This is a genomic window from Pseudomonas sp. NPDC008258 (assembly GCF_042956345.1).
Classification (GTDB): Bacteria; Pseudomonadota; Gammaproteobacteria; order Pseudomonadales; family Pseudomonadaceae; genus Aquipseudomonas.
In genome coordinates, this window is the sequence record NZ_JBIBGE010000014.1 from 21,326 (window position 1) to 43,727 (window position 22,402).

The window sequence follows — 22,402 nt, forward strand, 5'->3', positions numbered from 1 at the left end:
AGCCAGCTCCCACAGGAGTAGTGCTGGCTCAGGCCTGTGATAATCCTGTGGGAGCTGGCTTGCCGGCGATGGGCCGCAACGCGGCCCCCTTGCTTTGCATCGGGCCTGGGCAGAAGCTATGCAGCATTAGGAGACCCCCGATGAACCTGCAAGAACTCACCCAACGCCTGCACCAGATCCGCGACAATAACGACTGGCGCGGTTTCCACAGCCCGAAGAACCTGGCCATGGCCGCCAGCGTCGAAATGGCCGAGCTGGTGGAAATTTTCCAATGGCTGAGCGAAGACGAATCGCGCCAGCTGCCTGACGACAAACTGGCCCACGTTGGCCAGGAAGTCGGTGATGTAGTGCTTTACCTGTTGCTGCTGTGCAGCGAGCTGGGCCTGGACATGGACCAGGTGGTGCGGGCCAAGCTGGCCGACAGCGAGAGGCGCTTCGCCCGATGAACGACCGTCACTTCGATGAACTGGCCACCCGCTTTGCCGAGAAGATCTACGGCGGCGCCAAAGGTGCAATCCGCCTGGCCGTGCTACAGGCCGACCTGGCCGAGGCACTGCCCGACCGCCCCCTGCGCATCCTCGATATCGGTGCCGGGTTGGGCCACATGGCCTTGTGGCTGGCCCAACGTGGCCATCACCTGACCTTGGCCGAACCCGCCGCCCCCATGCTTGACGGCGCCCGGGCACGCTTCGCCGAGGCCGGCCAGGCCGCCACGTTCATCCAGGCCCCCTGGCAAGACCTGCTTGGCCAGCTCACCGAACCCTACGACCTGGTGCTGTGCCACGCCGTGCTCGAATGGCTGGCAGAGCCCGAAAGCATCCTGCCCGTGCTGCACCAGCTCACGGCGCCCGGCGGGTGGCTGTCACTGGCCTTCTACAACCGCGACGCACTGGTCTATCGCAACTTGCTCAAGGGCCATTTCCGCAAGTTGCGCAGCAACCGGCTGGAAGGTGAAAAGCAGAGCCTGACCCCACAGAAACCGCTTGATCCACGCGAGCTCAAGGCGCACCTTGGCCCTATATGGCAGGTTGAAAGCGAGAGCGGTGTGCGGGTGTTCCACGACTACATGCCCAAAGAGTTCCAGGGCAAGGCCGAGCTGCTCGACCTGCTGGAAATGGAACTGGCCTACCGCCGTCACCCAAGCTTCGCCGGGCTTGGCCGCTACCTGCACTGGGTGTGCCGCCCCCGCTAACCCGCCCCGTCGGGAGGAATACATGCCGTACCGTCTGTTGTGCCTGGCCCTGCTGCCGCTTGCCTTGGCTGGCTGCCAGGGCAGCAACCCCTATGTCGCCAGCAGCCGCCCGTTGCCGCCGGCCCCCGCCCAGGCGGCCAACACCTTCGACAGCAGCGCCTACCCGGCACCCGCCCGGGATTACGGGCGCTACCGCAGCTGGAGCTGGCGCAACGGCCAACTGCCCAGCGGCTCGGCCAATGCCGACCCGGCGCAACTGGCCGATGCCGTCAGCGGCGCACTCGACCAGCATGGCCTGCGCCCTGCCCGAGGGGCATCCGGCGACCTGCTGGTAAGCGCCGACATGCGCCTGGAAAAACGCTTGCGCCAGGTGCGTGACTACGACAGCTACGACCCCTACTACGGCCCCTACCCTTACGGCGGCGTCGGCTATGGCGGTTATCGCCATGGCTACGGGGGTTACGCCAGCGTGCCCATCGTGCGCACCTATGAGGTGGAGGTGATGGTGGTGCGCATCGACCTGTACGACGCCCGCAGCGGCCAGCCGGTGTGGAGCGCCAGCGCCGAAAGCGGCAGCGACAAGGACTCGCCGCGTGAACGCGAAAGCGCCCTGCGCGATTCTGTGCACAAGGCGCTGAGCGGCTATCCTCCCAGTTAACGCTTAACGGAGAACCATCATGTTGCGCCGTCTCGTTCTACTGTCATTCGCGTTATTGCTCGCCGCCTGCTCCAGCAATAACGTCCAGCAGGATTTCGATGCCAGCCGCGATTTTGCCGCCTACCGCAGTTGGGCGTGGCAAGAGCCGGGCCTGCAGTACCGCCCGGACGACCCCCGCATAAAAAGCGACCTCACCGAGCAGCGCATCCGCCAGGCGGTCGCGGACCAGCTCGACCAACGTGGCCTGCGCCCTGTCCAGCCTGGCGCGCGGCCTGATCTGGGCGTGCGCGCGTACCTGATCGTCGAGCAGCGCCAGCAACAGATCACCACCAACTACGGCGGTGGTTGGGGGGGCTACTGGGGCGGGTACTGGGGTGGGCCGATGTACAACGAAACCCGCAGTGTCGACTACAAGGTCGCCACCATTCAGGTGGACATGTTCGACGGGCGTGACGGCAAGCTGGTATGGCGCGGCAGTGCCGAGCAAATCATGAACAACTACCCGCCAAGCCCGGAAGAACGCAACAGCGCCATTCACAACACCGTGACCAAGGTGCTGGCCAACTACCCGCCGGGTAGCAAGAAGTAAAGTTTAAAACTTGATATCGCTACGCGCCGCGGTCCCCTGTGGGAGCGGGCTTGCCCGCGGTAGCAGACGCCGCGGTGGATGGCACGGGCTTCGCCCGTGTTCGCGGGCACGCCCGCTCCCACATGAATGGTGTCAGGAACGACAAAATCGATTTCGACTACGCCTTTTTCCCCTCCCCGACCACTCGTCCGCCGGTTCCCGTCTATCTTCACTTAAGGAAACCTGACTGACCGGGTAGATGTGTTCAACATTTGGGAAAGGCGACCTGCCAATGCAAAGCATTGTTCTCCTGCTGTGGCTTGCCTTGTGCTCCGAACAGGATGTGCGTCAACGCCAGATATCCAACCTGCTGACCTTGGGCGTGGCAACTGGCGCGCTGGTCTGGCTGTTCGCCACCGGCCACAGCTGGATCGGGGCCGATGCCAGCGATGCTGGCTGGGCACTGGCCATCGTCATGCTGCTAACGTTGCCTGGCTACATGCTTGGCCGTTTCGGTGCCGACGATGTCAAGCTGATGGGCGCCCTGGCCCTGGCCACCAGCCCGCAATACGTGCTCGGCACCTTCATCGGCGCCGGCGTCAGCGTGCTGGTGTGGCTCCTTACCCGGCGGCGTCTGTGGACCCTGCTCAACCCTAAAGTGAAGAAGCGCTTGCAGGCCCTGACCGAAGAAATGGGGGACAAACAGGCATTCGTACCCTACGTGTTATCAGGTTTTCTTCTAACTGCCGTATGGATCCAATAGTCACTCCTGTGGTCCGATAGCTTGTACACGCCTTGTACATAATCGCAAAGTAGGACTATTTTTAAGCTGCCAGAGCGTCTGGCCCGGGAGCAGGGCCGCATACGAACAGGGAGTTGATCGTGTCCAGACCGTTCAGTGAAGTGAAGATATTGGTAGTCGATGACCAAGCGGTCATCGTCGAGCAACTGTGTGAATTTCTCGAATCCCAGGGTTACCACGCCCTGCCAGCCCATTCCACCGACGAAGCCATTGCGCGCTACCTGGCCGACGAGGCCATTGGCCTGATCATATGCGACCTGCACATGCCCGAACGCGATGGTATCGAACTGGTCCGCGCACTGAAGGAAGTCCCTGGGCAACGCATGTTCGAAGCCATCATGCTGACGGGCCGTGCAGACAAGCAGGATGTGATCCGCGCCCTGCGTGAAGGCTTTGCCGATTACTACCAGAAGCCCATGAACCTCGAAGAACTGCTGGAGGGCGTACGCCGTCAGGAAGAAGCCCTGCAGGAGCGCCAGCGCAACTTCCGCGACCTGGGCGGGCTGAACCAGCGCTTGCAGGAGCTGGCCGAGTCGGTGGACGAACTGTACCAGGACCTGGAAAAAGCCCGTGGTCAAGGTACCCACCGGCGTGCCACCGATGTGGAAGAGAGCGAGAGCGAGCTACCCGCGGCGTTCGAGAAGCTGTCGCCACGGCAGCTGGAAGTGGCGCGACTGGTGAGCAAGGGCAAGACCAATTACCAGATTGCCTGTGAACTGGGCATTACCGAAAATACGGTCAAATTGTATGTGTCGCAGGTGTTGCGTTTGACCCACATGCACAACCGTACCCAGCTGGCATTGGCGCTGACGCCCAGCTCGTCGCCGGTGCATCTGAGGTTTACTACCCATTGAGGGGTGACTTCGAGATCTTGGGGCTGCTGTGCAGCCCATCGCGACACAAGGCCGCTCCCACAGGTACCGCGCAACCCTCAGGATAACGATGGACCTGTGGGAGCGGCCTTGTGTCGCGAAAGGGGCGCAAAGCGCCCCCTACAGTTGAAAACCCATACTCAGGGTCAGCCGGGGGCCACGGTCCAGGCTATCCAACGCCACATCCGCCAAAGGCTTCGCCAGCTCCAGCGCAACGTTGAACAAGCGCCCATCCCCCAACCGTACACCCAGTGCCACCGAAGCCAGATGGGCATCGTCCACCGGCCCGCGGTTGTGCCAGGCCTGCGCCATATCCACTGCCGCATACGGCTGCACCAGCGCCAGCCCATAGCCTCGCAGGCTGTAGTTCAGCTCATAAGCCACACCCCACCCCTTGTCCCCATCCGCTTGGTCTCGCGGATAGCCACGCCCAAAGCTCTGCCCGCCAAAACCCACCCGTTCGCTGTCGGGTAGCCGGTCATCACTCCAGTACAATGCGCCCGACACCACGCCCTGCAAACGCGCTGACAGCAGGTCACTTTGCAGCCCCGACAACCTGAACCGCAGAAAGTCCATGTCATAGTCGGCATCGCTGCGTGCGCCCAGGTAATCCAGCCCTTGATAGACCCCGGCACTGACAACGCGCAGGCGCCCCGCCCCCACTTTGCGCCAGTCGCCTTCAAATGACAGCGCACGCACAGAGGTGTCGTACTCCCCAGGCGAAGGTTGCCGCTCTTCGACGTGCTCGCTCACCGCATACAGGTGCCCCTGCACGGCCAGCCATTCATCCGGCCTGACAATCACCGGCTGAAGCAAGCCCACCGCATAGCGCTGGCTGTTGCGCTCACGGGTGATATCGCGGCCATCGTCCAGGCGGATACGCGTGCCCGGCTCACTGCGGTAGCGCGAAGCCGACAGCAGCAGTTGGCTGCCGGCAGCGTCCAGGTGCTGGCTGTAGTCCAGGCGCTGGTAATGCACCTGGTCATCACCCGGGGGCAACAACAGGCTGGCCTTGAACTGTTCGGCAAAGCGGGTCTGGGCATTGCTGGTGGCCGTCAGCAGCGCCTGCGCATCGTCACGGTTGGAGTCCGCCACGGTAACAGCGGCGCTGAACGGCTTGCGCCGCGCATGCAAGGTCAACTGGGCTGCACCGTCGGCGGTTTGCGGCATCGCCAGCTCAGCCTCTGTCGACACGCCCGGCAGGCGTTCGGCGAGCCCCAGGTAACGCTCCAGCGTTTCGCGGGTCAGCGGACGCTCGGCTTGCAGCCGCGCCAGCAGCTGATGCAGGTAGTCGCTGGCCGGGCCGATATCGCCTTCCACGCGATAATCCCGGATATAACCTTCGACCAGCACCACGCTGACCCGGCCCTCGGCCACATCCTGGGGTGGCAGGTAGGCGTAGGACAGCAGGTAACCCTCCTGCCGGTAGCGCTGGGTCAGGCGCTGGGTGTACTGCTGCAACTCGCCCAACGTGGTCTTGCGCCCAATCAGTGGCTGATAATGCTCGCGCAGGTCGCTCAAGGGGAACACCGTGCCGCCCTCGAAGCGCACTTTATGCACGACCATGGGGGTGTCCGCAGGCGCCCAGTCGAGGCTGGTGCCATCCGGCCCAGCCCGCCGCAGGCTGGAGCTGACGGGGCGGTAGTGGTTGATCGGCGGGTTGGCCTCGGGCAGGCGGCGTTCGTATTCATGGCTGTCGAGAAAACCCGGCAACAGCTCGGCTCGGGCCACAAGCGCCCAAGGCAGCAATAACAGGGGCACGGCCAGAAGACGCATAGGGCGCTCCATGTTCCCTTGGTTTGCGGGGCGCCAGCCGGTCACTCCCGTTACGTGCAAGCGTAGGTGCTGGCCCCACTGCCGTCGAACGCCTACTCGCTGACCTGGAACGCCACCCGCGCCGTCTCGCCGCTTTCATCCAGCGCACTGAGTTCGGCTTGCCCGGCCTGTGGCAACCGCACCAGCAGGCTGCCCTGCCCTTGGGTTTCGCCCAAAGGCTGGCCATTGAGGAACCACCAGCGCCGCCCGCCACCGCCCAAGGCCGACACATAGAGCTGCAACGGTTCGCTGCTGGTAGCCGGGCGGCGCAGGTTGTCGCCAGGGCGCACGCCAACGATCGACAGCGGCGGCGCGCTGGCGGGCACCTGCGGTGGGCAAGACGGGTCAATCGCCGGCAGGCGCGCGGCACGCTGCTCCACGCGGGGCAGCCAAGGTTCCAGCGGGGCCGGCCACAAAGCGATGTCGCGGGTTCTGGCGCCTGGGCAACTGCCATCCACACGCAGCCCCTGCTCGTTGACCCACACACGTTCGCGCAGGCCCAGGCCCAGCGGCTGGTCGGCGGCTTGCAGGGTTGGCGGCGTAGTGCCGTCCAGGGTCCAGGCAAAACGCTGACGCCGGCAGTTGGGGTCCTGCTTGCTCATCGGCTGGCCCAGCGGCCAGCAGATCGCGGCCACCCCCACATTCGCCGGCACACGCGCCACCGGCACGCTGATGCCGCGCTGGCTATCACGGTTGCTCAGCAGGTCGTGTACCTGCAACATCAAAGGTGCCGCCGAGGCCAGGCCGAACTGGCCGGGTACCGGTGTGCCATCGGGGCGGCCGATCCACACGCCAATCAGGTAGCGCGGGCCCACGCCAATCGACCAGGCATCGCGAAAGCCATAGCTGGTGCCGGTCTTCCAGGCCAGTTGCGGGCGCTGCACCAGCTCTGCATGCGGGTCGCGGTCAGGGCGCGCCTGGCCACTGAGAATGCGCCGGATGATCCACGCTGCGCCCGGCGACAGTACACGATGTTCGACCAACGGGGCCTGCGGTTGCAAGCGCACCTGCGCACTGTTGCCACCCCGCGCCAACGCCGCGTAGCCACCCACCAGATCTTCCAGACGGCTACCGGCACCGCCAAGGATCAACGACAGGTTGGGCTCGGCCAAAGGCGGCAAGACCAGTGGCATGCCCGCCATGCGCAGTTGCGCCGCAAAGCGTTTCGGGCCATAGGCCTCGAGCAGTTGCACGGCTGGCAGGTTGAGTGACAGGGCCAGCGCCGAGCTGGCCGACACCGGCCCACTGAAACCCATGGAGAAGTTACCGGGGCGGTAATCGCCATAGCGCCGCGGCACATCCTGCAGCAACGATTCTGAATGGATCAGGCCATCGTCCAGCGCCATGCCGTAGAGGAACGGCTTGAGGGTGGAGCCCGGCGAACGCAGCGAGCGCACCATGTCGACATGCCCGAAGCGGCGTTCATCGGCCAGATCGATCGAGCCCAGGTAGGCACGCACCGCCATGGTCTGCGCCTCGACCACCAGGATGGCGGCCGACGTGCGCTCCGGCAGCCGCGCACGCCAGCCCAGCAACAAGTCTTCCAGGCGCCGCTGCAGTGCGGCATCCAGCGTGGTACGGATCAGCGGTGGGCTGTCGGCACTGTTCAGCCGGCGCGCCAGCAAGGGCGCGAGGGCGGGTTCCTGACGAGGCGCCAGCACCAGCGGCTCCTCGGCAGCCTCACGGATTTGCCGTGCAGGCCACACCTGGTATTCGGCCAGGCGTTGCAGCACCTTGTCGCGGGCTCGCTGAGCACGCTCGGGGTGGCGATCCGGGCGCAGCCGGCTGGGCGCCTGTGGCAGCACCGCCAGCAGCGCGGCCTCGGCCGGGGTCAGGTGCAGGGGCGACTTGCCCAGGTACGCCCAGCTGGCTGCCGCCACACCCTGCAAGGTGCCGCCGAAGGGCGCGCGGTCCAGGTAGATCTGCAGGATTTCGCGCTTGGACAAATGCCATTCCAGCTGCGCCGTCCGCCACAACTGGCGCAATTTGCCGGCCAGGGTGCGGTCGTGTGGATCGAGCAGCCGTGCCACTTGCATCGACAACGTGCTGCCACCCGACACCACGCGCCCACCCCGCAGGTTCAGCCAGGCAGCGCGGGCCAGGGCGAAGGGGTTGACCCCGGGGTGACGGTAGAACCAGCGGTCCTCGTAGGTCAGCAAGGCTTGCAGGTACAACGGCGACACTTCGTCCGGGCTGACCGGGTAGCGCCACACACCCTCGGCATCGGCAAAGCGCCACAAGGGCGTGCCGTCTTCGGCCAGCACGACCCGGGCCAGATCGTCGCCCGGCAGGGGCAACGGCCACAGGCGGTCGGCAAGCCACAGCAGGCCGCACAACACCAGCAGGGCAATCAGCGTGGCGCGCAATAGCCTGCCAGCACGCGCTAAGCTTGGCATCGGGAACCGACCTGGCCAGGTGATGGCCAAAGGCTTGGGAACGGCAACCTCGCCGAATCGTTCATCAGGAAGCAACTATGCATGTAGAAGGTTTTTTCGAGTGGCTGGGCCAGGCACTGGGGTCGTTGATCCGCTTCATCGTCGACGCATTGAGCGGGTTGTTCAACCTGCTGGCCAATGCCGGCGGCAATTTCATCGACGGCCTGGCGCGCACCTTGGGCATGGACACCTCGCTGGTCAGCATCCTGGCCCTGATCATCGGCCTGATGCTGCTGTACTCGGCCATCCGCGCGTTCATGCGCGCCTCGATCATCCTCGGGATCATCTGGCTGGTGCTGGGGTTGTGGGTGATGAGCTGGGTGATTCACTGACCAATCCCGGGGGCCGCGTTGCGGCCCAATCGCCGGCAAGCCAGCTCCCACCCCGACCGCATCGGCACTCAAGCCATGTGCAGTACCTGTGGGAGCTGGCTTGCCGGCGATGAGGCCGGTAAAGGCAGCACAAACCTAGCGGGCTTTTACGGTCATCTCCCCTTGCCCATCCCCCACTGCCTGCAGGTTCGGCCGGTACATCGACTCGACCTGCGGCGGCGGCACGCGGTAGGTGCCCGGGGTCACCGCCCGCGCCAGGTAGAGCAGATGCGTGGTGCCATAGCCGTCGAGCTTGAGCGCGGCAACATAACGGTCATCACGGTACTCCTGATGCACCACGCTGGCGTTCTGCATCGATTCGCGCCACTCCTTCACCGCACTGCTGGCGTTGTCCAGGCTGGCAGCACTCTGCGCCAGGTTCTGGTTTTCCAGCTCCAGGCCTGCCGGCAGCAAGTCCACCACCAGCGCATCCGGCACGCGGTCTTCGGCATTGAGCGCCAGGTGCACCAGCACCAGGTCGCCACTGCGCAGGTTGTGCAGGTCCAGCGGCTGGCCATTCATGCCCAGGTACTCTCGGCGAATCTGCATACCGTTGCCACCGGCCGCAGGCGCCTGGCGAGGGTAACCAGACAAGGTCAGCTGCTGGTACAGCGTGTCGCTGCCTTCGTTCTGCACACTCAGCGGCGAGGCCAGTAGCGGCCCCTCCAGCTTCATGCCGGCCTCGGCATTGTTGAACTCGCGCACCTCGCCAGCACTGTCCAGGCGTGCCTGCCACTTGCCTTCCGGCTTGCCCAGCAGCCCACGGCCGGCAAGGAACAGCGCGTTGCGCTCCTGGGTCGACAGCCAGCGGTTGGCTGCCAGTTCGTCCGACAAGGCGAACAGGCGCTGGTCGACCTGGCTGCTGGCCAGGTTGCTTTCCTGCAACAGTGCCAGGATCAGCGCCTGGTCACGCAGGGCGCTGCCGTAGTCAGCCATCCAGCCTTTGCCACGGCTGATGCCCAGGCCGGCCTGCAAGGCCTGGTCGGCACGCGGCTTGTCGCCCATCTTGTCCAGTGCCACCGCCAGTTGCACCAACGGCAGGCCAGAGCGAGCATCGGCGCGGCGCTCGAACAGCCCACGCAAGGCCCCCAATGGCGCCTGCTGGCTGCGCGACAGCACCAGCGCCGCGTAGGCCTGCACGGCAAAGCGGGTGTGGTCGGCGTTTTCGCTGTAATCCACTTCGATCAGGTTGCGCTCCTGCAGGTAGCGCAGCAGGCGCTCGCTGGCCTTCTTCAGCGCTTCGGCCGGTACGCCATAACCCTGGTCTCGGGCACGCAGCAGGAAGTCGGTGACATAGGCGGTCAGCCAGTACTCTTCTTCGCTGTCCGAGCTCCACAGGCCAAAGCTGCCGTTGTAGCGCTGCATGCCTAGCAGGTGCTCGATGCCCATCTCTATCTTGCGCTTGCGCACGTCTGCCGGTTCGCCCTTGATACCCAGGCGCTTGAGGCTGTCGGCATCGGCGTACAGCGAGGGGTACAGGCCGCTGGTGGTCTGCTCAAGGCAACCGTAGGGGTAGGCTTCCAGGGCGCGAATCTGCTCGGCCAGGTTCAGCGGTGGCCGGCTCGACAAGGCCAGGCTGGCTTCCAGCCCCGCAGGCTCGAATGCCGCCAGGTCTGCTTCGGGCAGTGTCCATGGCTGGTCTTTCAGGGCCACGCGGTAGTGCTTGAGCATCGCCGGGTAGGCAGGGCGCACGCCCAACGTCCACTCCCGCTCGAACGCGGTGGTCGGCTCGTCTGGCAGTTGCAGGCCCGTGACCCGCACATGCACCTTGCCTTGCCCCAAGCCGCCCTGGGCCTGCACCGGGATCATCAGCGTCGAGCGCTGGCCTTCGGCCAGGGCCACACTCTGCACGGCACTGGCGGCGAGGCTCAGTTGCCCTTCGGTGGTGATTTCAACGTTCAGCTGCTGAGCGCGGCCCGACAGGTTGGCCAGGTCGAGCGCCAGGCTGGTGCGGTCGCCGCCGGCCAGGAAGCGCGGCGCCGACAGTTCGGCAATCAGCGGTGCCGCAACCACGGTCTTGCCTTCGGCCATGCCGAAGTGTTCTTCGGTCCAGGCCTGGGCCATCAGCCGCAGCTCGCCGTTGAAGTCCGGGATATCGACCGTAGCTTGGCCCTCACCCTTATCGTCCAGGGTTACCGGCAGGCTCTGCTGGGCGACGATGGTCACCGTGGTATTGGGGCGCTTGCCCCCCTTGGCCATGGCCGCGTCACCACCAAACGCCAGGCTGGCCAGGCGGCCCTGCCCGGCTTCGATCAGTTGGCCATAGATGTCCAGCTGGTCGGCGCCATAGGCCTTGCGACCGAACAGGCTGGCGAACGGGTCGGGGGTTTTGAAATCGGTGATGTTGAGGATGCCCACGTCAACTGCCGACAACAGCACATGCACTTGCCTGGGCACGCTGCCATCCGCATTGGCGGCCTTCACCTTCACGGTCAGCGGCTGTTTCGGGCGCATCTTGTCCGGTGCCTGCAGGCTTACCGCCAACTTGCGCTCAGCGCGGTCCAGCGGCAGGTGCAGCACGCCTACCGAACGCTTGGGCGTGGCGTTGGCCTTGCGTTCACCCGGGCGGATGACCAGCGCGCTGATGTACAGGTCGTGGCGGGCCCAGGCTTTGTCCAGCTGCACATCGAACGTCTTGCCTTCGGCAGGCACGTCGATTTCCTGCCACCACAGCGGGCCATCGCTGGACTCGATCATCAAGTAGCCGCTACCTGCGGCTGGCGGAGTAACGGTGACCTTGGCAGTAGCGCCGTCGGCGTACGACGGCTTGTCCAGTGCCAGCTTGACCTGGTCCGGGCGCACGGCGCCGCCTTCGGCGTTGTCCTGGGCGCGGTAACCAGCCCAGAAGCGCTCGCTGGACACAATGCCAGTCTGCGGGTCTTCCACCTCGACGCGGTACGGGCCCCACTCCACCTGGAAGCTCAGCTTGGCGGTGGAGCCCGCTTTGACGCTGACCGTCTCTTCGCTCTGGGTGAGGAATTTCTCGTTGTAGGCGTAGCTCCAGCCGTCGCTCTGCGAGTAGTTCCAGTAGTAATCGCGACGTTCGCGGATCAACCGCACCTTGAGGTCATTCGCCGCCAGCTTGTTGCCGTCGCGGTCGGCTACCAGGAATTCGAATTCCACCGGCCCGTCACTGTCGGTTTCCTCGCCATCGAACAGGCCACGCAGGCCCGGCAAGCGCTCGGCTGGCCAGATCGGCTGCTCCAGGCGCCGGGTGATCGGCCGGCCACCCGATTCCTGCAAGCTGGCCTGCACGGTCAGTTGCAGCGGTGAGCGGGCTTCAGCCCAGTGGCTTTCGATATCGATCACCGCCTTGCCCGCCTGATCGAGGGTGACCTCGTCCAGTTCCAGGTCCTGGTTCAACTCGGTTTCGGTAACCGAGCCGAACTGGTAGCCGGGTAGCGCAGGCACCGCCTCGCGCAGGGGGCGCACATAGGCCTGGCCACTCAGGCGATTTCCGGCAGCCGGGGCGCCATAAAGGTAACGGCCATTGACCTGAATGCGCGCATCCTCATCGGGTGGCAACGGCGTGCTGCTGCCCTTCAACTCCAGCGCCAGGCGCTCGGGCAGGAAGTCTTCGACGAGAAATTCATAGACCTGCTTGCGCCCGCCGCCCAGGTCGAGCAGCAGTTGCCAGCGGCCTGTCGGGGCTTCGGTGGCCAGCTGCAATTGGTACTGGTACAGGCCATTGCTATCGGCTTCCCAGACGAACTTGCGGCTTACCTGCTCATCCGGGCGGCGCACTTCCACGCTCACCGGCTGGGCTTTGACGGGTTTGCCGTCCTGGTCGCGCAGCAGGCCGTTGAGCAGCACGGTTTCGCCCGGGCGATACAGGTCGCGCGGGCCGAAGATGAAGAATTGCAGCGGGTTGGCCTGGGGCCCGGTGATGTCGAACTCCGCGAGGTCGAGCGCGGCGGTGTTCAGGCGCAGCAGGGTGGTGTGCACGCCTTGGGTGGCGATCAGGGTATCGGCCTTGGGCGTGATCGGCAGCTGGGCATGGCCTTTGCCGTCGGTGGTGGCCTGGGCCAGCAGCTTGCCCTTCTCGTCATGGATTTCCAGGTTGACGCCATTCATCGCCTTGCCGCCTTCCAGGGCCTGGGCAAACACGTCGAGGCGGTCACGGTAGCGGTGCGCAGACACGCCAATGTCACTGAGGGTGAACAGGGTCGCTGGCTGCGAGTAATCGTAGGTGCCCGACGCACGCATCACTGCCAGGTACACGCCAGGGTCCTGGAGCGGTTTGATGCCAGCAATGGGGAGCAACACGGTCTCGCGCGTGTTGCGGGCGGGGTTCAGGTCGAAGCGGCCGCTATAGACCAGCTCGGCCATGTCCAGGGTTTCCTTGGACTGGTAGTAGTACAGGCTGCTGTTGCGCCCCCAGCTGGCGAGGAAAGTCGAGAGCATTTCCGGCTTCACACGGAAGAACTCGACATCGACCTTGTCGACGTTCAGGGCAATCACCGGCAGGCCTTCGGCTAGGCGCGTGGGCAGCAGCGAGCCACGGCTGGCAAAGCCGATGGTCGGCTGCATGTCGCGGGTTTCAAGGCGGGTGATCGACTCGCTATCCAGTTGCTTGCCGTTGACCGCCAGCAGGCCTTTGTCAACGGTCAGCACCAGCTTGCGCTGCGGCTCCAGGTGGCGCAGGCGCAGTTCCATCTGGTTGTCGGAGAGTTCCCAGGCGCCGTCGAGCTTGCCTTTGACGGTGTCGACCAGGTGCACCTTGGTGGCGAAGTCCTGTTTGGCATCCAGCGGTGCAGAGAAGCTGACCGACAGCGTGGCCGCACCGTCGAGCTGCACTTCCGAAACGTCCAGTACCGAAAGTTCGCGGCCCTCGTAGCGCTTGGCAAGCACGGCCGGGTCCTCGCGCTTGGGCGCGGGAGCTTCAGCGGCCGCGGTGGCAACAGGTTTCTCGGCCGGCACCGGTTTTTCCGGCGTGGAAGAGTCACAGGCACTGAGCAAGGCCAGCGCGCAGGCCAGCAACAATCCTTTGTTGAACATGGAGTAGGAACTCTTTGGCAGCGTGTACGTGAGGGCAGCAACTATAGCTCAACGTCAGGTGCAGCACCCGGGCGTTGCGCGGCAAGTGAGACCATGGTCGCGCGAATTGGTTGCCTGGCCGTTACACTGTGGCATTCGTTAAAGGGGGCCGCTGTGCGCCCCTTCGCGGGCCTGCCCGCTCCCACAGGTTTGGCGCCGGCCGCAAGAGCAACACTTTCCTGTGGGAGCGGGCAAGCCCGCGAAGGGGCGCATAGCGGCCCCAAGCCTCATGGAATGCAAATGCCCCAACTCTCTGCCGACTGGCGTCATCGTCCCACCCACCACAAGGTCTGGGCGCTGGCCGCGCCGATGATCCTGTCCAACATCTCCGTTCCCCTGGTGGCGCTGGTCGACAGCACAGTCATCGGTCACCTCCCCCACGCCCATCAACTAGGCGCTGTGGCCGTAGGCGCCACACTGTTCACCTTCATGGTCGGCCTGATGGGCTTCCTGCGCATGGGCTCCACCGGCTTCGCCGCCCAGGCCGCCGGCCGTGGTGACGGTGCTGCGCTGCGCCAGGTGCTGGTGCAAGGGCTGCTGCTGGCGGTTGGTTTTGCCCTGCTCATCGGCCTGCTGGCCCTGCCGTTCAGCCAGCTTGCACTGCATGCGATGCAACCCAGCGCCGCCCTCCAGCAAGCCACTGAAGACTTCTTCCATACCCGCCTGCTCGGCCTGCCGGCGGCGTTGGCCAGCTATGCTCTGGTGGGGTGGTTCCTTGGTACACAGAATGCCCGGGCGCCGCTGGCGATCCTGCTGACCACCAACTTGCTGAACATCGCCTTGAACCTGTGGTTCGTGCTGGGCCTGGACTGGGGCGTGCTTGGTTCGGCGCGGGCGTCGGTGATTGCCGAATGGAGTGCCGCCCTGCTCGGCCTGGCCCTGACCCGCCCTGCACTGCGCGCTTACCCGGGGCATATCGCGTGGGCAGCGCTCAAGCGCTGGCGGGCCTGGCGCCCGCTGCTGTCGGTCAACCGCGACATCTTCCTGCGCAGCCTGGCGCTGCAAATGGTGTTCCTGCTGATCACCGTGCAAGGCGCGCGCCTGGGCGAAGCCACCGTGGCGGCCAACGCCCTGCTGCTCAATGGCCTGCTGCTGACAGCCTATGCGCTGGATGGCCTGGCGCATGCAGTCGAAGCCCTGTGCGGCCACGCCATCGGCGCCCGTGACCGCGATACCCTGCGCCGTTCGCTGGTGGTGGCTTGTGGCTGGTCGCTGATCACCAGCGTGGGGTTTGCCGGGTTGTTCCTGCTGGGTGGACATTTGTTCATCGACTTGCAGACCGACATCGACAGTGTGCGGGCGGCGGCGTATCCGTACTTGCCGTACCTGGCGTTGCTACCGTTGATTGCGGTGTGGAGTTACTTGCTGGACGGGTTGTTCATTGGTGCGACGCGGGCACGAGAGATGCGCAATGCGATGCTGCTTTCGGTGTTGATTGCGCTGCCCGTGGCGGTGGCCATGAGCGGGTTGGGCAACCATGGATTGTGGTTGGCGTTCCTGGGGTTCATGGGCTTGCGGGCGGTGACATTGGGGTGGGTGGGGTGGCGGTTGCAGCAGAGCGGTGAGTGGATTCGGTAATGCCGAGGCCGCTCCCATCTCTGTGGGAGCGGCTTTAGCCGCGAACACCGGCGAAGCCGGTGTCATCCATCGTGTCGCCTGCTTCGCGGGTGAACCCGCTCCCACGGGTTTCGCCTTGTGTGCAGAAATACTCTATTCCTGTGGGAGCGGCCCCACCAATTACGACGACAGGTACGAAGACCGGGTCAAGCCCAACCGCAACGCATCCAGGAACTGGGTGCGCTCGCGCGCTGTGATCTTGGCGCTGGCCACTTTGTCGCGGTAGTGGGTCATCAACTCCTCCGGCGACAGGTGCACGTAGCGCAGCATGTCTTCGATGGTGTCGTGGGTCTCGATACCGGCGTGGTACACGCTGCCATCGGCGTTCTGGTAGATGTTCACCGAGTCGGTGTCACCGAACAGGTTGTGCATGTCACCAAGGATTTCCTGGTAGGCACCAACCAGGAACACGCCCAGCAGGTAATCCTCACCCTCCTTCACCGCGTGCACCGGCATGCTGGTTTCGATGCTCTGCTCGTCGACGTACTGGTTGATCTTGCCGTCAGAGTCGCAGGTCAGGTCCTGCAGTACCGCACGACGCATCGGCTCTTCGTCCAGGCGGTGCAGCGGGATGATCGGCAGTACCTGGCCGATGGCCCAGGTGTCCGGCAGGCTCTGGAACACCGAGAAGTTGCAGATGTACTTGTCGGCCAGCTTGTCGTTCAGTTCGTCCAGCACCTGGCGGTGCGAGCGCTGGCGGGCTTTGAGCGAATTGTGCAGGCGGCGGCACACGGCAAAGTAGCACTGCTCGGCCAGGGCTTTCTCGCCAAGGGTGATCTTGCCATCGGCATACTGCGCGGCCACATCACCCATGTAGTGCGTGGCGCGCCAGTAAGTCTCGGTGACCATCTCGATGTCGGTCGGGCCCAGCAGGTCGACCAGCCACTGCACGGTCTCGGGCAGGGCTTCCTTGTTCTCGATGGTTGGCACGTCGTCGTTGTGCTTCTCGACGTCGGTAACCTGGATCACCAGCATGGCGTGGTGCGCGGTCAGCGAGCGGCCACTTTCGGAGAAGATGTGCGGGTGCGGCAGGCCCTGCGCGTCGCAGAACTCCTTGAGCATGCCCACCACCACGCCAGCGTAGTCGTCCATGTCGTAGTTGATGGAACTGGCGTTGCGCGAGTGGGTACCGTCGTAGTCGACGCCCAGGCCACCGCCCACGTCGATGTGGTCGACCGGCAGGCCCAGTGCACGCAACTCGCCGTAGTAACGGATCGCTTCCTTGAAACCATGCTGGTAATCGGCCAGGTTGGCGATCTGCGACCCCATGTGGAAGTGCAGCAGGCGGATGCCCTGATCCAGGCCGGCATCGCGGAAGCGCTGCACCACCGAGATCAACTGGGCAGCAGACAAGCCGAACTTGGACTTCTCGCCACCGGTATCGGCCCACTTGCTGGAGGCCAACGACGACAGGCGCACGCGCAGGCCCACCTGTGGTTTCACCTTGAGCTCGGCGGCCTCTTCGATCACCAGAGCCACTTCCGACTCTTTCTCGATGACGATGAACACGTTGTGGCCCAGCTTCTGGCCCATCAACGCCAGGCGGATGAACTCCCGGTCCTTGTAACCGTTGCAGACAATGGTGCCGCCCTTTGGCGCCAGCGCCAGCACCGCCAGCAGCTCTGGCTTGGAGCCGGCTTCCAGGCCGATGGAGACGTTCTGCGTGGCGATGATGTTTTCCACCACGGCTTCTTGCTGGTTGACCTTGATCGGGTACAGCGCGGTGTACTGGCTCTGGTACTCCAGGCGCGCAATATTGGCGTCGAACGCGCCGGTCAGCTGGCGTACGCGGTCCTGCAGAATGTCGGGAAAGCGAACCAGCAATGGCAGCGACAGGCCGCTCTGGCGCAGTTCATCTACCTGTTCAAACAGGTCGATCGGCGCGCTGTCGGGGCCGTTCGGGCGCACTTCGACGCGCCCGGCTTCATTGATGGCGAAATAACCAGCGCCCCAATGGCGGATGCCATAAACACTGCGGCTGTCGGCCACGGTCCATTGGCTACCATCGTCTTTGCGTGTGCGTCGTACGGACATTCAAGTCCCCTATAGATAAGTCGAAAACACTGCCCCGCAGGCAGCGGAGCGAGTGTAAAAGCTGAAAATGACGATTCATCCGTGCTCAGGCATAGACCCTGGCCACGGGAACGAGTTTAGAAAGCGCTAGGCAAAAAATCGCGTGACGGCCTTAGCCGCCGGACTTTTTCGCCTTGAAACCCTGTTTGGTCAGCTCGCCGATCAACAGCTCGACATGGTCGCCCTGGATCTCGATAACCCCGTCTTTCAGGGCGCCGCCGGTGCCACAGCGGCGCTTGAGGGCGGCCGCCAGGTCCTTGAGCTGGTCGGGCGGCAGCGGCACGCCGCTGACGGTGGTCACGGTCTTGCCGCCACGGCCTTTGCTCTCACGGCGCACACGGGCGATGCCGTCGCCTTCGGGGATAATTTGCTGCTTGCAGATGCAGGCATCCACCGGCTGACCACAGTCGGGGCAGTGCCGACCAGCGTCGGTGGAGTACACGAGACCGCCAAGGGCGGAAAAGGAAGAAGCTTTCTTGGCCACTTTTGTTCCTCTGTGCTGAGGACAAAAACTGGTCGTGCCTTGGGGTTGAGGCCGACCGCGAAGCCCCACTCTGGCAGGGGCGGCGCTACTGCCGCAAGATCCTGCGACAGCCCGAAAAGGGCGCGCAGTTTAACGATAAATCTGGCTGTTGCTAAGTACCGGATTGCGGCATTTTGCGAATGTTTTGCGACTATTCGCGGGCACGCCCGCTCCCACAGGGATTGTGCAGCACTCGAGAGCAGCACCGTACCTGTGGGAGCGGGCGTGCCCGCGAAAGGGCCGGCACAGCCAAAGCAACTATTTCAGGCTAGCCTTGTAGCGCTGCAACGCCGCCAAAGAGTCCGGGCAGTAGGGTTTCGTCAGGCTTTCCTCTTCGGCCAACCCAAGGCTGACAAAGCGAGCCTCAATCACCTCTTCCGGCTGCAACCGCAACGGCGCATCCGACACCGCCGAATACACCGCACACCACAAGCGGTTATCGGGCTGGTCAAAGTAGAACCGCTCATGAAACCGCAGTTCCACACCCTCAATGCCCAACTCCTCGGCCAGTTCACGCGCCGCCGACTCGGCATAGCCTTCCCCGGCCGTGACCATGCCACCCGCCGCCACATCCCAGTACCCCGGGTACAGCGCCTTGCTCAAGGTTCGCCGGTGCACGCACAACTCACCGGCGCTATTGAACAGCAGGATGAACGTGCAACGCCCGATCAACCCGCGCTCGCGCAGTTGGGCGCGGGGCAATGCCCCCAGCACCTGGTCGGCCTCGTCCACCCAGCTGACCAGTTCGCGGTCGGAAGCCGCCCGGTGGGCGGCCTCGTTCGGGCCGATAGCCATCATCAACCCTGCGACAGCAGCTGACGCAGGTCGATGACCGCAGCGTTGGCTCGGGAAATGTAGTTGGCCATGACCAGCGAGTGGTTGGCCCACATGCCAAAGCCACTGCCGTTGAGCACCATCGGGCTCCACAGCGGCTCTTGCGAGGCCTCCAGCTCACGGATGATCTGGCGCACGCTGACCGTGGCGTTCTTCTTCGCCAGCACGTCGGCAAAGTCCACCTCGATGGCGCGCAGCAGGTGCGACAGGGCCCAGGCCTGGCCACGGGCTTCGTAGAACACGTTGTCGATCTGCAGCCATGGGGTTTCCACCAGCTCTTCGTCCACCTGCGGCGCCTGGCCGGCAACCACCGACTCGGTCTTCAGCGTGGAGTTCAGCTTCACCCGCCCAACACTGGCCGACAGGCGCTGCGACAGCGAGCCCAGGCGGGTGGCAACGTCACCCAGCCAGTTGTTCAGGTTGTCGGCACGGGTGTAGAAGATCGCGCCCTTGTCGCCAGCCGCCAGACGGGTCTGGTAGCGGCTCAGCGACTTGATGCCCTCTTCGAACTCCGACTCGCTCGATGGCAGGATCCAGCTCTTGTTGTCGAAGTTGAAGCGCGGCTCGGCCTTGGCCAGGTCGGCGTCTTCGGTGGACTGCGACTGCGAACGGGCGAAGTCCTTGCGCAGGGCGCGGGACAGGTCGCGCACCTGCACCAGCACGCCGTACTCCCAGCTCGGCATGTTGTCCATCCACAGCCCTGGCGGGAAGCGGTCGTTGGAAATGTAGCCGCCTGGCTTGTTCAGCAAGGTACCGGCCACGGTCTTGAGGGTTTCGATGGTGGTGTAGCCCACCACCATCTGCTGGCCACCGCGCTCTGCGGCAGCCTGGGCATTCTGCTGCACCGGGAACAGCGCAGGCTCCTGGCTCCAGTACCAGCCTAGGCCGATGCACACCAGCAGGTACAACCCGATCAGGGTCCCCAGGGCACGGCTCCACAGGCCGCCAAGGTAGCTACGGGCGGCAGCGCCGCGGCCATCGACACGCTCGCGGGGCTCGGCTTTGGCCTCGCGGTTTTTCCAGTCCAGCATGGCTTTGTCCTTAATCAGTCACGACGGTTCAGGGGCTTTGACCACAGGCCTGCGCCAGGGTGCCACGGCAAGCCCGCGTGGCAGCACTATAAAGCAGACACCACCGTACGCATAAGCGACCATTCAGTCAGCAACTGAATAATCGTTCTGGCCGCTTTGTTGATGCAGGGCACTCACGCCTTTGAAAAGCTCTGCTAGCATAGAGCCATCATTGCCCCTGCATATCCCAACCTATAAGTAGCCAGGACATGAGCCAAGCAGTCGAGCCGAGCCCGCAGTGCCCCGCCCAGCAGGCGACGCGTAGCGGCCTGCGCAAGGATGACCCGCTCGACCAGGTGCTGCTGCCGCCCCTGCGTAAACCGGTGTATATCCTGCTGCAGGACCACGGGCGTGCCCAGCGCCTGGCCCAGCAACTGGAATTCTTCGGCCTGGTGGTGCAAGCCCTGCCCAGCGCTGCGGCGTTCTGCGCCTCTATCAGCGAATACCCGCCTGCGGCCATCGTCATGGACGTCGACTTCACCGGTGCCGGCCAAGGGCTGCGGCTGGCCGCTCAGGTGCAGCTAGGGCTGGCGCAACCTATTCCGCTGCTGTTCTTCAGCCACCATGACGCCGACACCCCAACCCGCCTGGCCGCCGTGCGCGCCGGTGGCCAGGACTTCCTCACCGGCAGCCTGGAGGCTTCCAGCCTGCTGGAAAAGGTCGAACTGCTGACCAACGCCACTGCGCAAGACCCGCTACGCGTGCTGATCATCGACGACTCGCGCACCCAGGCCCTGCATACCGAGCGTGTGCTGGCCAGCGCCGGCATGGTCACCCGCAGCCTGACCGACCCGATCCGCACCATGGCAGAGCTTGCCGACTTCCAGCCCGACCTGATCATCCTCGACCTGTACATGCCGGCCTGCACCGGCCCGGAACTGGCCAAGGTGATCCGCCACAGCGACCGCTATGTGAGCGTGCCGATCATCTACCTGTCTGCCGAGGACGACCTGGACAAGCAGCTGGATGCCATGAGCGAAGGCGGGGATGACTTCCTGACCAAGCCGTTTCGTTCACGCCACCTGATCACCACCGTGCGCAACCGCGCCGCCCGCGCTCGCCACCTCAAGGCGCGCATGGTACGCGACAGCCTGACCGGGCTGTACAACCACACACACATCCTGCAACTGCTGGAAGACTGCAGCTTCCGCGCACGCCGTGAGCAGCAGCCGTTGAGCTTTGCCATGCTCGACATCGACCACTTCAAGAAGATCAACGACCGCCACGGCCACCCCATGGGCGACCGGGTAATCAAGAGCCTGGCGCTGTTCCTCAAGCAGCGCTTGCGCAAGACCGATTTTATCGGCCGTTATGGCGGTGAGGAGTTCGCCATTGTCATGCCCAACACCGCCCTGGATGGGGCGCACAAGGTACTGGACGAGATTCGCCGGCGTTTTGCCGAGATTCTTTACCCGGCGCAGCCGCGGGACTTGCAGTGCACCTTCAGTGCCGGGGTGGTGCAGCTGGATGAGGGGCTGGATGCGCTGACCATGGCCAGTGCAGCGGACGAGGCGCTGTACCGGGCCAAGCATGCGGGGCGTAATTGCGTGGTGCGCGTAGAACCCTGAGTTTTCTGTCGCCTGGACGGGCCTCTTCGCGGGCTCGCCCGCTCCCACAGGGATAACACAAACCTCAAGGTTGTCGTTGTACCTGTGGGAGCGGGCAAGCCCGCGAAGAGGCCAGCACAGCTCTTCACCAATACAGGCACTGTGCCACTTTTTTCTGGCGCCAAGCCCCTGTCGTCATCACCCCGTCACAAAATCGCAATAACTTCAGGCGCCTACCTCTCCCCTGCGCAGGAAGTTCGCAGCTATGCGCCTGAAGTGGCTGACCAATTTCAACACCCTGTTGCTGGTGACCGTGTGCCTCGCCCTGGGCGCCACCTTATGGTGGTCGCAGCGAGCCCTAGAGCGCCCCTACCAGATGATGGAACACTACCTGGGCCTGTCCCAGCAGTTCCAGAACCAGGCAGCCCGCAACATCCAGGCTTACCTCGGCAGCGGTGACGCACTTCGCCATGCAGCCGCCATGGAGGGCAACCAGCAACTGCAGGCCGCCCTGGCCGAATGGCCCGTTGAGCTGGCCGACAAACTGCGCCCCAGCCTGGGCAGCCTGCAGGCTTTTACGGCCAATGAACTGCTGGCAGCCGGCAAACTGGCCGGTGATCCACAAGCCTTGCTGTTGCAGGCCGAGCGGGAGCTGGGGGCCAACTTCGAGCAACTGGCCGGCTACGCCCGCAGCAGCGCTAGCGCCGATGCCAACCGCTACCTGTTGCCACTGCTCGACGCCACTGTGCACCTGAGCCGCCTTTCGCTGGCCCGGGACAAGCTGGTCAGCAGCGGCCGCCCGGAGCTGGCCGACGAGGTCGAACGCGAACTGCAACTGATCCGCGCCCAGGCCCAGGCCATCGACGCGTTGCCCTTGCTTGGCGTAACCCGCGCCGCCGAATCCGGTGCAGACGACTTCGCCGCGATGATGGGCCTTGAAACCCAGGCCAATGCCCAGCAGGAAGACATCGCGGTTGGCCTCAAGCGT

Annotated in this window: 16 protein-coding genes; 9 read left to right on the plus strand and 7 right to left on the minus strand. The window is 64.5% G+C overall.

The annotated features are described in order from the left end of the window. The first annotated feature begins 140 nt into the window (after window positions 1-140). The 6 genes from ACFY9W_RS13335 (at window position 141) to ACFY9W_RS13360 (ending at window position 4,074) form a co-directional block, all read left to right on the plus strand. A complete protein-coding gene (locus tag ACFY9W_RS13335; protein ID WP_391130864.1) occupies window positions 141-446 on the plus strand; it encodes a MazG-like family protein in 306 nt (101 codons plus the stop codon). Next, window positions 443-1,192 (plus strand): methyltransferase, encoded by a 750-nt coding sequence (locus tag ACFY9W_RS13340; protein WP_391130866.1) that lies wholly within the window; start codon window positions 443-445, stop codon window positions 1,190-1,192. Before ACFY9W_RS13335 ends, ACFY9W_RS13340 begins: the two co-directional genes overlap by 4 nt. Window positions 1,193-1,214: 22 nt before the next feature. After that, window positions 1,215-1,850, plus strand: coding sequence for a DUF4136 domain-containing protein (locus tag ACFY9W_RS13345; protein WP_391130868.1), 636 nt, complete (start codon window positions 1,215-1,217; stop codon window positions 1,848-1,850). A 19-nt stretch (window positions 1,851-1,869) separates the two neighbouring features. Beyond that, window positions 1,870-2,439 carry a DUF4136 domain-containing protein gene (locus ACFY9W_RS13350; RefSeq protein WP_391130871.1) on the plus strand — a complete coding sequence of 190 codons (570 nt, stop codon included), beginning with the start codon at window positions 1,870-1,872 and terminating at the stop codon, window positions 2,437-2,439. 271 nt (window positions 2,440-2,710) lie between these two features. After that, window positions 2,711-3,181: a prepilin peptidase gene (locus tag ACFY9W_RS13355; protein ID WP_391130874.1), complete on the plus strand. Its 471-nt coding sequence runs from the start codon at window positions 2,711-2,713 to the stop codon at window positions 3,179-3,181. Between the two features lie 119 nt (window positions 3,182-3,300). After that, window positions 3,301-4,074, plus strand: coding sequence for a response regulator (locus ACFY9W_RS13360; protein ID WP_391130876.1), 774 nt, complete (start codon window positions 3,301-3,303; stop codon window positions 4,072-4,074). Between the two features lie 138 nt (window positions 4,075-4,212). Here the strand turns inward: ACFY9W_RS13360 and ACFY9W_RS13365 are convergent, their stop codons facing one another. Further along, window positions 4,213-5,868: a POTRA domain-containing protein gene (locus ACFY9W_RS13365; RefSeq protein ID WP_391130879.1), complete on the minus strand. Its 1,656-nt coding sequence runs from the start codon at window positions 5,866-5,868 to the stop codon at window positions 4,213-4,215. 92 nt (window positions 5,869-5,960) lie between these two features. Then, window positions 5,961-8,303 (minus strand): peptidoglycan glycosyltransferase PbpC, encoded by a 2,343-nt coding sequence (pbpC, locus tag ACFY9W_RS13370; RefSeq protein WP_391130881.1) that lies wholly within the window; start codon window positions 8,301-8,303, stop codon window positions 5,961-5,963. A 77-nt stretch (window positions 8,304-8,380) separates the two neighbouring features. Between pbpC and ACFY9W_RS13375 the strand changes: the two genes are divergently transcribed. Next, on the plus strand, window positions 8,381-8,674 hold the full coding sequence (locus tag ACFY9W_RS13375) for a hypothetical protein (RefSeq protein WP_009685776.1): 294 nt from the start codon (window positions 8,381-8,383) through the stop codon (window positions 8,672-8,674). A 135-nt stretch (window positions 8,675-8,809) separates the two neighbouring features. Here the strand turns inward: ACFY9W_RS13375 and ACFY9W_RS13380 are convergent, their stop codons facing one another. Continuing rightward, window positions 8,810-13,711 (minus strand): MG2 domain-containing protein, encoded by a 4,902-nt coding sequence (locus tag ACFY9W_RS13380; RefSeq protein ID WP_391130884.1) that lies wholly within the window; start codon window positions 13,709-13,711, stop codon window positions 8,810-8,812. Between the two features lie 279 nt (window positions 13,712-13,990). Here ACFY9W_RS13380 and ACFY9W_RS13385 point away from each other — a divergent pair, with 279 nt between their 5' ends. After that, the gene (locus ACFY9W_RS13385; protein ID WP_391130887.1) at window positions 13,991-15,328 is read left to right on the plus strand and encodes an MATE family efflux transporter; all 1,338 of its coding nucleotides are present in this window, start codon (window positions 13,991-13,993) and stop codon (window positions 15,326-15,328) included. Between the two features lie 159 nt (window positions 15,329-15,487). Here ACFY9W_RS13385 and speA read toward each other — a convergent pair whose 3' ends face one another. The 4 genes from speA to ACFY9W_RS13405 form a co-directional block, all read right to left on the minus strand. Beyond that, window positions 15,488-17,401, minus strand: coding sequence for an arginine decarboxylase (gene speA, locus ACFY9W_RS13390; RefSeq protein ID WP_391130890.1), 1,914 nt, complete (start codon window positions 17,399-17,401; stop codon window positions 15,488-15,490). A 151-nt stretch (window positions 17,402-17,552) separates the two neighbouring features. Then, a complete protein-coding gene (locus ACFY9W_RS13395; RefSeq protein ID WP_391130893.1) occupies window positions 17,553-17,924 on the minus strand; it encodes a translation initiation factor Sui1 in 372 nt (123 codons plus the stop codon). Window positions 17,925-18,221: 297 nt separating this feature from the next. Continuing rightward, the gene (locus ACFY9W_RS13400) at window positions 18,222-18,758 is read right to left on the minus strand and encodes an NUDIX domain-containing protein (protein ID WP_391130896.1); all 537 of its coding nucleotides are present in this window, start codon (window positions 18,756-18,758) and stop codon (window positions 18,222-18,224) included. A 2-nt stretch (window positions 18,759-18,760) separates the two neighbouring features. Further along, window positions 18,761-19,828: a DUF2333 family protein gene (locus tag ACFY9W_RS13405; RefSeq protein WP_391130898.1), complete on the minus strand. Its 1,068-nt coding sequence runs from the start codon at window positions 19,826-19,828 to the stop codon at window positions 18,761-18,763. A gap of 248 nt (window positions 19,829-20,076) precedes the next feature. Here ACFY9W_RS13405 and ACFY9W_RS13410 point away from each other — a divergent pair, with 248 nt between their 5' ends. Continuing rightward, entirely contained in the window at window positions 20,077-21,435 is a 1,359-nt protein-coding gene (locus ACFY9W_RS13410) for a diguanylate cyclase (protein ID WP_391130901.1), read from the plus strand. Window positions 21,436-22,402: the final 967 nt, after the last annotated feature.